This window comes from Pseudomonas sp. 15C (assembly GCF_055484735.1).
On the sequence record NZ_JBUDGD010000011.1, the window covers coordinates 45,074 to 57,879 of the forward strand.

The 12,806-nt window shown below is 59.9% G+C and carries 14 protein-coding genes; 9 read left to right on the forward strand and 5 right to left on the reverse strand.

The annotated features are described in order from the left end of the window. Nucleotides 1–154: 154 nt before the first annotated feature. A complete protein-coding gene (locus tag ACYYKW_RS08565; RefSeq protein WP_464989905.1) occupies nt 155–1,579 on the reverse strand; it encodes an MFS transporter in 1,425 nt (474 codons plus the stop codon). Between the two features lie 125 nt (nt 1,580–1,704). Next, on the reverse strand, nt 1,705–2,145 hold the full coding sequence (locus ACYYKW_RS08570) for a PACE efflux transporter (RefSeq protein WP_336355249.1): 441 nt from the start codon (nt 2,143–2,145) through the stop codon (nt 1,705–1,707). Nucleotides 2,146–2,267: 122 nt separating this feature from the next. On the opposite strand from ACYYKW_RS08570, the gene ACYYKW_RS08575 reads away from it, so the two are divergent. Continuing rightward, nucleotides 2,268–3,140 (forward strand): LysR family transcriptional regulator, encoded by an 873-nt coding sequence (locus ACYYKW_RS08575; RefSeq protein WP_093099107.1) that lies wholly within the window; start codon nt 2,268–2,270, stop codon nt 3,138–3,140. Between the two features lie 159 nt (nt 3,141–3,299). On the opposite strand, the gene gntR is transcribed toward ACYYKW_RS08575, so the two are convergent. Then, on the reverse strand, nt 3,300–4,331 hold the full coding sequence (gene gntR, locus ACYYKW_RS08580) for an HTH-type transcriptional regulator GntR (RefSeq protein WP_464989906.1): 1,032 nt from the start codon (nt 4,329–4,331) through the stop codon (nt 3,300–3,302). 216 nt (nt 4,332–4,547) lie between these two features. Between gntR and ACYYKW_RS08585 the strand changes: the two genes are divergently transcribed. Then, nucleotides 4,548–5,081, forward strand: coding sequence for a gluconokinase (locus tag ACYYKW_RS08585; protein WP_093099113.1), 534 nt, complete (start codon nt 4,548–4,550; stop codon nt 5,079–5,081). A gap of 82 nt (nt 5,082–5,163) precedes the next feature. Then, entirely contained in the window at nt 5,164–6,516 is a 1,353-nt protein-coding gene (locus ACYYKW_RS08590; RefSeq protein WP_093099116.1) for a GntP family permease, read from the forward strand. Nucleotides 6,517–6,693: 177 nt separating this feature from the next. Here ACYYKW_RS08590 and alaC read toward each other — a convergent pair whose 3' ends face one another. Continuing rightward, nucleotides 6,694–7,911 carry an alanine transaminase gene (gene alaC, locus ACYYKW_RS08595; protein WP_464989907.1) on the reverse strand — a complete coding sequence of 406 codons (1,218 nt, stop codon included), beginning with the start codon at nt 7,909–7,911 and terminating at the stop codon, nt 6,694–6,696. A gap of 138 nt (nt 7,912–8,049) precedes the next feature. Between alaC and ACYYKW_RS08600 the strand changes: the two genes are divergently transcribed. From ACYYKW_RS08600 to ACYYKW_RS08610, 3 genes are all read left to right on the forward strand, one after another. Further along, a complete protein-coding gene (locus tag ACYYKW_RS08600; protein ID WP_464989908.1) occupies nt 8,050–8,712 on the forward strand; it encodes a LysE family translocator in 663 nt (220 codons plus the stop codon). A 69-nt stretch (nt 8,713–8,781) separates the two neighbouring features. Further along, nucleotides 8,782–9,267 carry a GyrI-like domain-containing protein gene (locus ACYYKW_RS08605; RefSeq protein WP_336355246.1) on the forward strand — a complete coding sequence of 162 codons (486 nt, stop codon included), beginning with the start codon at nt 8,782–8,784 and terminating at the stop codon, nt 9,265–9,267. An 85-nt stretch (nt 9,268–9,352) separates the two neighbouring features. Further along, a complete protein-coding gene (locus ACYYKW_RS08610) occupies nt 9,353–9,841 on the forward strand; it encodes a GNAT family N-acetyltransferase (RefSeq protein ID WP_093099128.1) in 489 nt (162 codons plus the stop codon). 172 nt (nt 9,842–10,013) lie between these two features. On the opposite strand, the gene ACYYKW_RS08615 is transcribed toward ACYYKW_RS08610, so the two are convergent. After that, nucleotides 10,014–10,499, reverse strand: coding sequence for a GNAT family N-acetyltransferase (locus tag ACYYKW_RS08615; protein WP_093099132.1), 486 nt, complete (start codon nt 10,497–10,499; stop codon nt 10,014–10,016). 141 nt (nt 10,500–10,640) lie between these two features. On the opposite strand from ACYYKW_RS08615, the gene ACYYKW_RS08620 reads away from it, so the two are divergent. The 3 genes from ACYYKW_RS08620 to ACYYKW_RS08630 are packed head-to-tail and all read left to right on the forward strand — an operon-like array spanning nt 10,641 to nt 12,685. Further along, nucleotides 10,641–11,066, forward strand: coding sequence for a YybH family protein (locus tag ACYYKW_RS08620; protein ID WP_464989909.1), 426 nt, complete (start codon nt 10,641–10,643; stop codon nt 11,064–11,066). 40 nt (nt 11,067–11,106) lie between these two features. Further along, on the forward strand, nt 11,107–11,451 hold the full coding sequence (locus ACYYKW_RS08625) for a YciI family protein (protein WP_464989910.1): 345 nt from the start codon (nt 11,107–11,109) through the stop codon (nt 11,449–11,451). Continuing rightward, a complete protein-coding gene (locus ACYYKW_RS08630) occupies nt 11,444–12,685 on the forward strand; it encodes an RNA polymerase sigma factor (RefSeq protein WP_464989911.1) in 1,242 nt (413 codons plus the stop codon). Before ACYYKW_RS08625 ends, ACYYKW_RS08630 begins: the two co-directional genes overlap by 8 nt. The last annotated feature ends 121 nt before the right edge of the window (nt 12,686–12,806 follow it).

Genomic DNA, 12,806 nt, shown 5'->3' on the forward strand with positions numbered 1-12,806 from the left:
GTCAAACCTGACAGGTAAGAGCCCTTATCCGACGAGTGGTTGGAAACCGCTATCGAGTTTTAATGCCATGCCGCACAGGCAAAAGTTCAATCTTCAATCAGCTTTTGCAGCGGTCATCTGCTGCCGACAGACGGCAAAGGCTGACCGGTACCTTTCAGCGATGGGCAATATTCTCCAGCGCCAGATTACGCGTGCGCGGGCCGAACCAGCCGATGGTCAACATCACGATCAGCATGCTGCAAACAATGAACGCCAGCACGCCGGGCGTACCGAAGTTGTCGAGAAACAAGCCGATCAACAAGCTGCTGAACACCGTCGACAAACGGCTGAACGAATAACAGAAGCCGACCGCGCGGGCGCGGATGTTGGTCGGGAACAGTTCGCTCTGGTACGAGTGATAACTGAAGCTCAGCCAGGCGTTGCAGAAGGTAATCATCACCCCGCAGAAGATCAGCCCGACGGCGCTGGTCTGCAGGGCGAACAGGGTGCCGAAAGTCATCGCGCCAAGGGCCGAGCCGACGATCTGCCATTTGTTCTCGAAGCGGTTGGCGAACTTCACAAACAGCAACGGCCCGAGCGGGTAGGCGAGGGTGATGATGAAGGCGTACATCAGACTGTGGGTAACGCTGACGCCTTGGCCCGAGAGTAGCGCCGGCAGCCAGTTGCCGAAACCGAAAAAGCCAATCGCCTGGAAAATGTGAAAGACGATCAGCATCAGCGCGCGGCGGCGATACGGCGGTTGCCAGATATCAGCAAAACGGCCCTTGCCTTCGACATCCACCGGCACCGCTTCGGGCGCATCCAGCGCTTTGCCGTGATCTTTTGCGCAGCGCGCTTCGAGGTGGTCGAGGATCCGGTTGGCCTCGTCGAAACGACCATGCTGCGCCAGCCAGCGCGGCGATTCTGGCAGGCGTTTGCGCAGCCACCAGATGAACAGCGCAAACACCGCGCTGGCCAGCACCACCCAACGCCAGCCGGAAATACCGAACGGCGCCTGCGGCACCAGCCACCACGACATCAAGGCCACCGCCGGCACCGACAGGAACTGCACGAAAAACGCAAAGGCAAACGCCGAGCTGCGCATGCGTTTGGGCACCAGTTCCGAGAGGTAGGCGTCGATGGTCACCAACTCGATGCCCAGACCGATACCCACCAGAAAACGCATGCCGATGATGCCCAGCGCCGAGGTCTGGATGCCCATCAGCACCGTCGCCACCGTGTACCAGATCAGCGCGAAAGTGAAAATCGCCCGGCGACCGAACCGGTCCGCCAACGGACTGAGCAGGCTGGCACCGAGAAACAGGCCGAGAAACGTCGCCGAGGCGAACGCCGCCTGATCGGAAAAACCGAACACGCCCTGATTGCCTGTGGCAAACAGGCCATCACGGATCAGGCCGGGGCTGATGTAGGCGGTCTGGAACAGATCGTAGAGTTCGAAAAATCCACCGATCGACAGCAACGCCACCAGGCGCCAGATCGTGGCGACGGCGGGCAGCCGATCGATGCGGGCGGAAATCTCCGCAGCGCGGACCGGGTCGATGCCGTCACTGTGTGCGGCGGCGGATGCGTGAGCAGTCATAAGCTGATCCATTTTTTATTGATGGAAAAGCTTAGCCTGCTATCGGAGTTAACGGATTGTGAATATCGGCGGTTAAATCGGTTAAACCGCTGATTTCACGCAATATCTGCTTACGAATTAGCGATTTATGCCGCAGCAGCAGAATCGGGCAGCGCCGAGCTCGGCAGGCCGAAGATCCGGTCGAACAGCCAGTTGAACACGAACGTGTAGCACGGGATAAAGATGATCAGCGCCAGATCCAGCAGGAATGCCTGCACCAGACTGATGTTCATCCACCAAGCTATCAGCGGAATCAGAAACACGATCAGCGTCAGTTGAAAGCCGACCGCATGGGCGATGCGCCGTTTAACCGTGCGGGTGCGGGATACCTGGCGGCTTTCCCAGCGTTCGAACAACGAGGTGTAGATGAAATTCCAGGTCACGGCGATGCTGGTGATGATCACCGCCAGCGGCCCAGTGCTGCCCGGCGATGTGCCCGACAACAAGGCCAGGCCGAGGGCCGAGAAGGTCATGCCGATCACTTCGTAGAGCGACACGTAGACCAGTTTGCGTTTCACGCCTTGCATGCAGATTTGCCTCTTTCTCGCTGGATAGTGGCCAGCAGGGCTGGCGAAAGCGATGAAATATAGCTTCAATGGAGCTGACAGAAAAAATCAGAAGCTTTCAGTTTTATTGATAGGTGCGAAATTTGAATTTCAACAGTGACAGCATCGAGTTGTTTCTCGCGGTGATCGAGCGCGGCTCGTTCTCCGCAGCCGCACGGCAGTTGGGCAGGGTGCCGTCGGCGGTGAGCATGGGCATTGCCAACCTCGAAGCCGAGCTCGGTTACTCGTTGTTCGACCGCAGCCATCGCGAACCGCAACCCACGGCGATGGCCCAGTCTTTAGTACCGCACGCGCGATTGATCGCCGAACAGCTCAAACAGTTGCAGGTGCATGCGGTGGAGTTGTCGCTGGGGCTGGAGAGCAAGTTGTCGATGGGCGTGGTGGCGGACATTGACCGGCGCCGTTTGCTCGCGGCGATAAAAGTGATTGCCGAGCGTTATCCGTTACTCGATATCGAAGTGCTGACAGCGCCGCAGGATGACGTACTGGCAATGTTGCACAGTGGTCGAGTCGGTCTGTGCCTGGCGTTCGCCGGGTTGCGCATGAACGTGCTGGAGCGTTTCCAGTTTGTCGGCAATGAACGGATGATCGCCACGCTGGCGGCGGACAGTCCGATGCTGCAGGGGCGGGATGTGTTTCTCGAAGATCTGGTCCAGGTGCGGCAGATCATCGTTGCCAGCCGTGACCTGCCGATCAGCGAAACGCGACCGCTGGTGGCGCAATCGTATTGGCGCACCGACAGCCTGGAAGCGGCGATGGACATGGTCGAGGCGGGTTTGGGCTGGGGCAATTTCCCGCTGTCGGTGGTGCAGCCACGACTGGACGCAGGGCGCTTGCAACGGCTGAATTTCCGCAACATCGAAAACGGCCTGGTGATGCCGGTGCATGCGGTGTGGCTCAAGAGCCAGCCGTTGCAGAAGGGCGCGTTGGCCTTGGTCGACCAACTCAGCCACTGAAGTGGGTGGAGATCCTTTGTAGGAGTCGATCGTTCCCACGCTCCGCGTGGGAATGCAGCCCGGGACGCTCTGCGTCCCTCCCAGAGCCGAACGCGGAGCGTCCGTTGCGGCATTCCCACGCAGAGCGTGGGAACGATCGGTCGTGATCGGTAAGGGGGGTTATGTGCTTTCGCGAATCTTCAGCTCAAAGCCCATGTCCTCGACCGGTCGCGGCACTTTATTGCCCGCCATCAGCGTCAGCATCTGCTCTGCCGCGCGCCGGCCGATCGCCTCACGCGGGGTGTTGATGCTGCTCAGGCGCGGCACCATGTGTTCGGACATCGGCAAATCGTTGAAACCCAGAATCGCCACCTGTTCGGGGATCTTGATGCCGATGCGCAGGGCTTCCAGCAGCGCACCCTGAGCCAGGTCATCGTTGCCAAAGAAAATCGCATCAACATCCGGATGCGCCGCCAGCAGTTGCAGAAACAACTCGCCGCCCAAGCCCACCGATGAGGATCGCGGCGTCAGCACTTCCAGATCCGGGTCGTACCGGCCAGCCTTCTGCAGTGCCTTGCGAAACCCCTCACCGCGCAGCAATGTGCGTTGATCCAGTTGCGCGCCAATGTAGGCCAAGCGTTTGCGCCCGCGAGACAGCAGGTGTTCGGCGGCAGTTTCCCCGGCGCTCAACTGCGAAAAACCCACGCAATTCACTCCGGCAGCACTGTCCAGCTCCATCATGTACACGCAGGGAATGTTGCTGACTTCGATCATCCGCCGCGAACTTTCCGTGCGATCAAAACCGGTCAGCAGAAAGCCGCGCGGCTGATAGGCCATGTAGTTGCGCAGCAGGTTTTCTTCTTCATCGCGCGAGTAATGGAAGTTGCCGATCAGCACTTCGAAGCCCTTGGGCGTCAGCACCCGATGAATGGCTTCCAGCGTGTCGATGAACAGCAGGTTGGACAGTGACGGCACCAGCACGACGACCGAATGGCTCTGCGCCGAGGCCAACGCGCGGGCGGCCGGGTTGACCACGTAGTTGAGTTCGAGCGCGGCTTTTTGCACTTTTTCCACGAGTTCGGTGGCCACGGTGCTGACCCCGCGCAGGGCTCGGGAGGCGGTAATCGGGCTGACGCCGGCCAGGCGGGCAACTTCATTAAGGGTGGGACGGCCGGTGGTGCGGGTATTTTTATCGTTCTTGGGGGAGGTCATCGGGCGGCTTGCCAAACAAAAATCAAGGCACTAAGGTAGCGCTGTCCTGATGCAGCTGCAAATGCGTGAGCGAGGTCCTGCCTGATCTCGGCTCTTTGGCGTTGGGAACGAACCTGCTGCAACCCAAAAAAACGACAAGAAGGCGTCGGCAACTTCTGCCTGTGCACTAGAGTCATAGCTAGCAAAGGTAGCGCTGTCTGCGCGCTGAGGTGTTATATGAGTCATCCCATCACCGCCCTGGTCATCATGGGCGTTGCCGGTTGCGGCAAGACGTGTGTCAGCGAGGCCCTGTGCCATTTGAGCGGCGCCACTGCCATTGAAGGCGATACTTTTCATCCGGCCGCGAACATCGAAAAGATGAGCGCGGGGATCCCCCTGAACGACGACGACCGTGCCGGCTGGCTCGACAGCCTGTGCGATGAACTGCGTCGCGTCGATGCGTCGGGCAAACGCCCGGTGCTGACCTGCTCGGCCCTTAAACATATCTATCGCGAACGCCTGCGCAGCGCCTTGCCAGGACTGGGCTTCGTGTTCCTGGAACTGACCCCTGAAGTCGCCGCCGAACGTGTCTCGCACCGTCCGGGCCATTTCATGCCGGCCACGCTCATCGAAAGCCAGTTTGCCACCCTCGAATCGCCCAAGGGCGAGCCGCTGACCCTGGCGCTCAACGCCTCGGTACACAGCGTTGAAGAGCTGGCACTGCAGGCTCACGTCTGGTGGCAGGCCCACGGTCTGAAACAGGCGGTATGAGTATGTTGAAAAAGACAGCGCTGTCCCCCCGACTTCTGTTCAACCCGCTTTAATAACAACAACAATCCAGGAGACACCCCCAATGTTCGGCATGTCCCACGAGACGTTCCTGCTGCTCGATGCAGTGGTCACGGTAATCGGTCTGATTATCCTGATCACCAAATTCAAGATTCACCCCTTTATCGCCCTGACCATTGCGGCCGCGTTCCTCGGCCTGACCTCGGGCATGCCGATCGGCACCATCATCAAGGCGTTCCAGGACGGCTTCGGTGGCGTGCTCGGTTTCGTCGGCATCATTCTGGCGCTGGGCACCATGCTCGGCAAAATGATGGCCGAATCGGGCGGGGCGGATCAGATTGCCCAGACCCTGATTCGCGCGTTCGGCAAGGACAAGGTCCAGTGGGCGATGATGTTCGCCGCGTTTCTGGTCGGCATCCCGCTGTTCTTCGAAATCGGCTTCGTACTGCTGATTCCGCTGGTGTTCATCGTGGCGCGTCGCACCGGTGTGTCGATCATCAAGATCGGTATCCCGCTGCTCGCCGGCCTGTCCGCTGTACACGGTCTGGTGCCACCACACCCGGGTCCGCTGCTGGCCATCGGCGTGTTCGGCGCTGACATTGGCAAGACCATTCTCTACGGTCTGATCGTTGCGCTGCCGACCGCGATCATCGCCGGTCCGATCTTCGGTACGTTCATCGCCAAGCACATTCCCGGTCACCCGAATCAGGAACTGGTCGATCAACTGGCCCGCGAAAACGACTCGACCGATCTGCCAAGCTTCGGCATCACCCTGGTCACCGTGCTGCTGCCGGTGTTCCTGATGCTGCTGAAAACCTTCGCTGACGTGGCGCTGCCGGACGGCAACTTCTTCCGCACCTGGATGGACATGATCGGCCACCCGATCTCGGCACTGCTGCTGGCATTGCTGCTGTCGCTGTACACCTTCGGCTACAAGCAGGGCATCGGTTCCAACCAGATGCTCAAATGGCTCGACGCGAGCCTGGCGCCAACCGCTGCGATCATTCTGATCATCGGTGCTGGCGGCGGCTTCAAGCAGATGCTGGTCACCAGCGGTGTGGGCGACGTGATCGGTCACATGGCGGTCAGCGCGCAAATCTCGCCGATCCTGCTGGCGTGGCTGGTGGCGGCGGTGATCCGTATCGCTACCGGTTCGGCGACCGTGGCGACCATCACTGGTGCCGGCATTGTGGTGCCGGTGGTAGGGATGATTCCGGGCGTCAACCGTGAGTTGCTGGTGCTCGCCACCGGCGCTGGTTCGTTGATCCTGTCGCACGTCAACGACGCCGGGTTCTGGCTGGTCAAGCAGTACTTCAACATGACCGTGGCCGAAACCTTCAAGACCTGGACCGCGATGGAAACCATCCTGTCGGTGGTCGGCCTGGGCTTTATTCTGCTGTTGTCGCTGTTCGTTTAAACAGCTTCTTGCAGGCACAAAAAAACCGCAGCGATGCGGTTTTTTTGTGCCTGAAATTTAGAGGCCGGACACATTCCCATGTAGGAGTGAGCCTGCTCGCGATAGCGGTGTGTCAGTGCCATTTACGGTGACTGACACACCGCTATCGCGAGCAGGCTCACTCCTACAGGTCTTGCGTTAGACGCCAGTTTTTGCGACTAGGCCATCCGCGCGGAACATCCCGCGAATCCCGCGCACCGCCTGGCGGATGCGGTCCTGGTTTTCAATCAGCGCGAAGCGCACGTGATCATCGCCATACTCGCCAAACCCCACCCCCGGCGAGACGCAGACCTTGGCCTCGGCGAGCAGTTTCTTGGCGAATTCCAGCGAACCCAGGTGCGCATACGCCTGGGGAATCTTCGCCCAGACATACATCGATGCCTTCGGATTCTCGACCATCCAGCCCAGCTCATGCAGGCCCTTGACCAGCACGTTGCGGCGCTGGCGATACTGCTCGGCGATGTCGCGCACGCACTGCTGATCGCCTTCCAGCGCAGCGATTGCGGCGACTTGCAGCGGGGTGAACGTGCCGTAGTCGTGGTAGCTCTTGATCCGTGCCAGAGCGTTGACCAGTTCCGGGTTGCCGACCATGAAACCGATGCGCCAACCGGCCATGTTGTAACTCTTGGACAGGGTGAAGAACTCCACCGCAATGTCCTTGGCCCCCGGTACCTGCATGATCGACGGGGCTTTCCAGCCGTCGTAGACGATGTCGGCGTAGGCCAGATCGTGGATCACCAGCACGTCGTACTGCTTGGCGAGGGCGATCACCCGTTCGAAGAAATCCAGCTCCACGCACTGCGCGGTCGGGTTCGACGGGAAGCCGAGAATCATCATTTTCGGCTTGGGGATCGAGCCGCGAATCGCTCGCTCCAGTTCGTCGAAGAAATCCACGCCCGGCACCAGCGGCACCGAACGCACCTGGGCACCGGCAATCACCGCGCCGTAAATGTGAATCGGGTAGCTCGGGTTCGGCACCAGCACGGTGTCGCCCTGATCCAGGGTCGCCAGCATCAGATGCGCCAGGCCTTCCTTGGAGCCAATGGTGACGATGGCTTCGCTTTCCGGGTCGATATCGACTTCGTAGCGTTGCTTGTACCAGTTGGAAATCGCCCGGCGCAGGCGCGGAATGCCTTTGGAGGTCGAGTAACCGTGGGTGTCTTCGCGTTGGGCGACTTGCACGAGTTTTTCGACGATGTGCGGCGGCGTGGCGCCGTCGGGGTTGCCCATGCTCAAGTCGATGATGTCTTCACCACGACGCCTGGCAGCCATCTTCAGCTCGGCGGTGATGTTGAAAACGTACGGGGGGAGTCGATCTATGCGCGCAAAGCGGCGCGGCAAACCTTGTTCGGCCATTGTTGCCTCGGATAACGTAAGCGCCCGGAACCGTCCGAGCGACGCTGGTCACTGCGGTGACCTGTGGCGGACGATAAGGGTGCTGATGGCATACTGTCCAGCCTGTTTGTAAACATTTTTTCCGAAGGAAATCGGTCAATGGAATTCACCAGCGGCTTCTTGTTGAGCCTTTCGCTGTGCCTGGACATCGGCGTGGCCAACATCGCGATGATCACCCTGGCCATGCAACGCGGCTATTTTCAGGGATTTGCGCTGGGCCTCGGCACTTGCGTCGGCGACCTGATTTATGCGGTGCTGGCGCTGGCCGGGATGACCGTTTTGCTGCAATACGAAACCGTGCGCTGGGTGTTGTGGATCGGTGGTTCGGCGCTGTTGATCTATTTCGCGGCGAAGATGATTTACTCGGCGATTCACCATGAAGCGCAGTTGGCGGCCACGGCAGAAGTGGGGCACAACTCCCATCGCAAGGAGTTCTTCCGGGGGATCTTTCTCGCGATGTCGTCGCCGAGTGCGATTCTCTGGTTTGCGGCGGTTGGCGGCACATTGATCGCTCGTTCCGGGGGCGGCGGTGCGCTCAGCTCGGCGCTGTTTCTCGGCGGGTTCCTCTGCGCCGGGCTGCTGTGGTCGGCCGGTCTGTGCTTCGCCGCCAGCCACGGTGGCAAGCTGCTGGGCGACAAGCTGTTGCGCTATTCGTACCTGGCATCGGCGGCGATCTTCTGCTATTTCGCGGTCTACGTGATCCTTTCCGGCTATAACGAGTTTGTCGGTTCGGGCGCCGCCGAGCAGTTGCACACGCTGTGATCGTGCGAAACGGTTCGGGCTTTCTATACTCCCAGCCGAACCCACTTTTGTGTACCAAGGAGTCGTGTCATGGATGAGCAAACACGCGTCGAAGTGGCAGAACCTCGCTTCGAACACGGGCCGTTTCTGCTGATCGCTGGATTCGGCGGACGGTTTACCCAGGATTCCACCGAAGACATCCCGGCGCTGTGGGAAAAACTCATTCCGCACCTGGGAAAAATTCCCGCGCAGGTCAATGAAGTGACCTATGGCGTCTGCTGCAATGCGGACGGCGAGGGCGGCTTCGAGTACATCGCTGGTGTGCAGATCGACAAGCTTGATGAGCTGCCGGAGAAGTACCGTTGGGTTGAAATTCAGCCGCAGCATTACGCGGTCTTTGAACACAAAGGGCCATTGGAGCAACTGCCGGAGACGTTTCAGTACATCTGGAACACTTGGCTGCCGCAATCGGGCCGTGAAGCAGCAGATGCCCCGGAATTCGAGCGTTACAGCGCAGATTTCAATCCGAAACTGCGCACCGGTACGCTGGAAATCTGGTTGCCACTCAAACCCTGAGAGCTACCCATCGAGGCGGATCATGTCCGCCCCGGTTGATCTGCTTTATGCTTGGCGGCCTCAATTCCAATGATTTCGAGTTGCCATGAACACCGTCATCCGTAACGTCACCGCCGCCGATCTGGACCGCTGCTACGCCATCGAAACCGTTGCCTACGAAGGCGACGAAGCCGCGACCCGCGAGAAGATCGGCACGCGCATCGCCACCTGGCCGGAAGGTTTTATCGTCGCCGAGGTGGATGGCGAGGTGGCCGGTTTCGTCAATTCTGGCGCGGCGTTCGATGTGCAGATGTCCGACGAAGCGTTCAAGGAACTGATCGGCCACGACCCAAAAGGGCCGAACGTGGTGATCATGTCGGTGGTTGTGCACCCGGATTATCAGGGCCAAGGGTTGGCCAAGCGCTTGCTGGCCGAGTTCATCGAACGCATGCGTGGGATGGATAAAGCGACGATTCATCTGATGTGCAAGGAGCAACACATCCCGCTGTATGCCGGGTTTGGGTTTGCCTATATCAAACCGTCGGAGTCCGACCACGGCGGCATGGCGTGGCACGAGATGATCCTGACCCTTTAACCCGCTACACCGCTCTAACTTGCAGGCCTTCGCCTGCTCGCGATAGCAGAGTGTCAGTCGACATTAATTTGTTTGACACACCGCCATCGCGAGCAGGCTCACTCCTGCAAAGGACCATGGTGTGTCAGTAGAGGTTGTTGGCCCGAGTTCACGGATTCGGAATTTCACAGATTCAGAAAAACAGCCCCATGCGCCGCTCGTAACCGATCCGGCCCTTGTACGCCTCGCCGCTGTCGACGTAACCGTGTTTGGCGTACAGCGCGATGGCCGCTTCGTTGTCGGCGTCTACCGACAGCTCCAGCCCCTTGATTTCCGGCCAGGCTTCACGCGCGACGGTGGGCAGCGCTTGCAGGCATGCCTTGCCGTAACCCTTGCCTTGCGCACGGCGATCAACCTGTAACGCATGCAATGTGGCGCTGTGCTCATTGGCCCAGTCGGGCAATACCGGCGGACGTTTAAGCAGCAGGAACGCGACCGGCACCTCGTCCGCCAGCAGGGCGAAACCTTTTACACCGGGGCCGGGTTTTGACAGCAGCGTGTGCAACGCGCCGTGGATATCGCCGGAGAATTTGATCTGCTCGGCGTGGATTTCAATCGCCTCGACTTGCTGACGCTGCAGGGCATTCAAGCTGTCGTACGGTACGAGTCTGGCTGACACGGGAATTTCCTTTTTCCTACAAAGAATGAGCCTCGGATTCTATCGATATTGTCGCCGTGCACATTTTTTTGTTTGACCTGTCGATCTGCGAAAAGGGCAAACGACTATGGGTGTCTTCCCACAAAAACCACGGAGAACACCATGAACGCACACAGCGAAATCCAGTCCCTGATCAACACTTACCGCGAAGCGGTGATGACCAAGGACGTCGAAAAAGTCATGGCCCTGTACGCCGACGACATCGTCTCGTTCGATGCGATCAAGGCCCTGCAATTCAAGGGCAAAGCGGCGTACCGCGCGCACTGGGTGGAGTGCATGGAAATGTGCCCCGGCCCGCACATTTTCGAATTTCAGGAAATCGCCATCGAAAGCGCCGACAACATTGCCTTCGCCCACTGGGTCGCCAATTGCGGCGGGACCAATGAAAAAGGCGAAACCCAGAGCTGCTGGATGCGCGTTACCGCGTGTTATCGGCAGGTCGGCGGGGCGTGGAAAATCGTCCATGAGCACTGGTCGGCGCCGTTCGATCCGATGAGCGGCGCGACCCTGTTCGATGTGCAGCCCTGATCTTCAGCCATAGTTGAACTGTCCGAGTCAGGAGAATGCCATGAAGTATTTATGCCTGGTCTACAGCGACGAGCGTCTGCTGCATTCGTCGCCCGACAGCCCCGAAGACACCGAGTGCTGGGCCTACGCCGAGTCGATTCAGGGCAGCGGGCGCATGGTCGCCGCCGAAGCGCTGGAGTCGGTGCAGACCGCCACCACGGTCAGAATGCGCAACGGCAAACTGTCGATCACCGACGGGCCGTTTGCCGAAACCAAGGAGCAACTGGCCGGGTTCTACCTGATCGACGCCAAGGATCTCAACGAAGCGATCCAGGTCGCCGGCAACATTCCGGCAGCGCGGGTCGGCAGCGTTGAGGTGCGACCGGTGCGGCAGTTGAATGTCTGACGTTCGGGCGCGGGTCGAGCAGGTCTACCGCCAGGATTCGCGGCGGATTCTGGCGACGCTGATCCGCCTGCTCGGTGATTTCGACCTCGCTGAAGAAGCCTTGCATGAGGCGTTTTTCGTCGCAGTCGAGCGCTGGCAGCGCGACGGCGTGCCGGACAACCCGCGCACCTGGCTGGTCTCGACCGGGCGCTTCAAGGCGATTGATGTGTTGCGCCGGCGCGCACGGTTCAAGGCTTCGCAACCGTTGTTGCTGGCGCAACTGGAAGAACTCGAACAGGCCGACTGGAGTGGCGAGGACGTGGAAGACGATCGCCTGCGGCTGATCTTCACTTGCTGTCACCCGGCGCTGGCGGCGGATGCGCAAGTGCCGCTGACCTTGCGTGAAGTCTGCGACCTGACGACCGAAGAAATCGCCCGCGCCTTTCTTTCTGCGCCGGCAGCGATCGCCCAGCGCATCGTGCGCGCGAAAGCCAAGATCCGCGACGCGAAAATCCCTTATCAAGTGCCCAGCCTGAAGGAATTGCCCGAACGCCTCGACAGCGTGTTGCGGGTGATTTATCTGGTGTTCAACGAAGGTTATTCGGCATCGATCGGCCTTGAACTGACCCGCGAAGATCTCACGCGCGAGGCAATTCGCCTCGGGCGCCTGTTGATGGAATTACTGCCGGAGCCGGAAGTGATGGGCCTGCTGGCGCTGATGCTGCTGCACGAATCGCGACGACCGGCACGCACCACGCCGAGCGGCGAACTGGTGTTGCTGGATGATCAGGATCGCGCCTTGTGGGACGCCGGGTTGATCGCCGAAGGTTGTGCACTGGTCGAACGCGCGCTGAGTACTCGGCGGTTCGGCCCGTATTGTTTGCAGGCGGCGATTGCCGCGGTGCACGCTGAGGCTCCCAATGCGGCGCAAACTGATTGGGTGCAGATCGTCGGGCTGTATGACGTGTTGCTGCGGGCGCTGCCGTCGCCGGTGATCGAGTTGAATCGCGCGGTGGCGGTGGCCAAGCGCGATGGGCCGTTGGCCGGGTTGAGTCTGATTGAAGGGATTTTGCAGCGTGGCGAATTGCAGGATTACCACCTGGCGCATTCGGCGCGGGCGGAGTTTTGTCGGCAGTTGGGGCGGGTGGATGAGGCGCGCGAGGCCTATCAGCGCGCGTTGGCGTTGACCCGGCAGGAGCCGGAGCGGCGGTTTATTGAAGGTCGGCTTTTGGCGCTGGAAAAGCCCTCACCCTAACCCTCTCCCAGAGGGAGAGGGGACTCATTGGGGGATATTGGGGAAATTCGCCGACTTGAATGGCTGTATTGGAATCCATAATCGCTATGGTTATTCAGGTCGATGCATGAGGCAGCACACC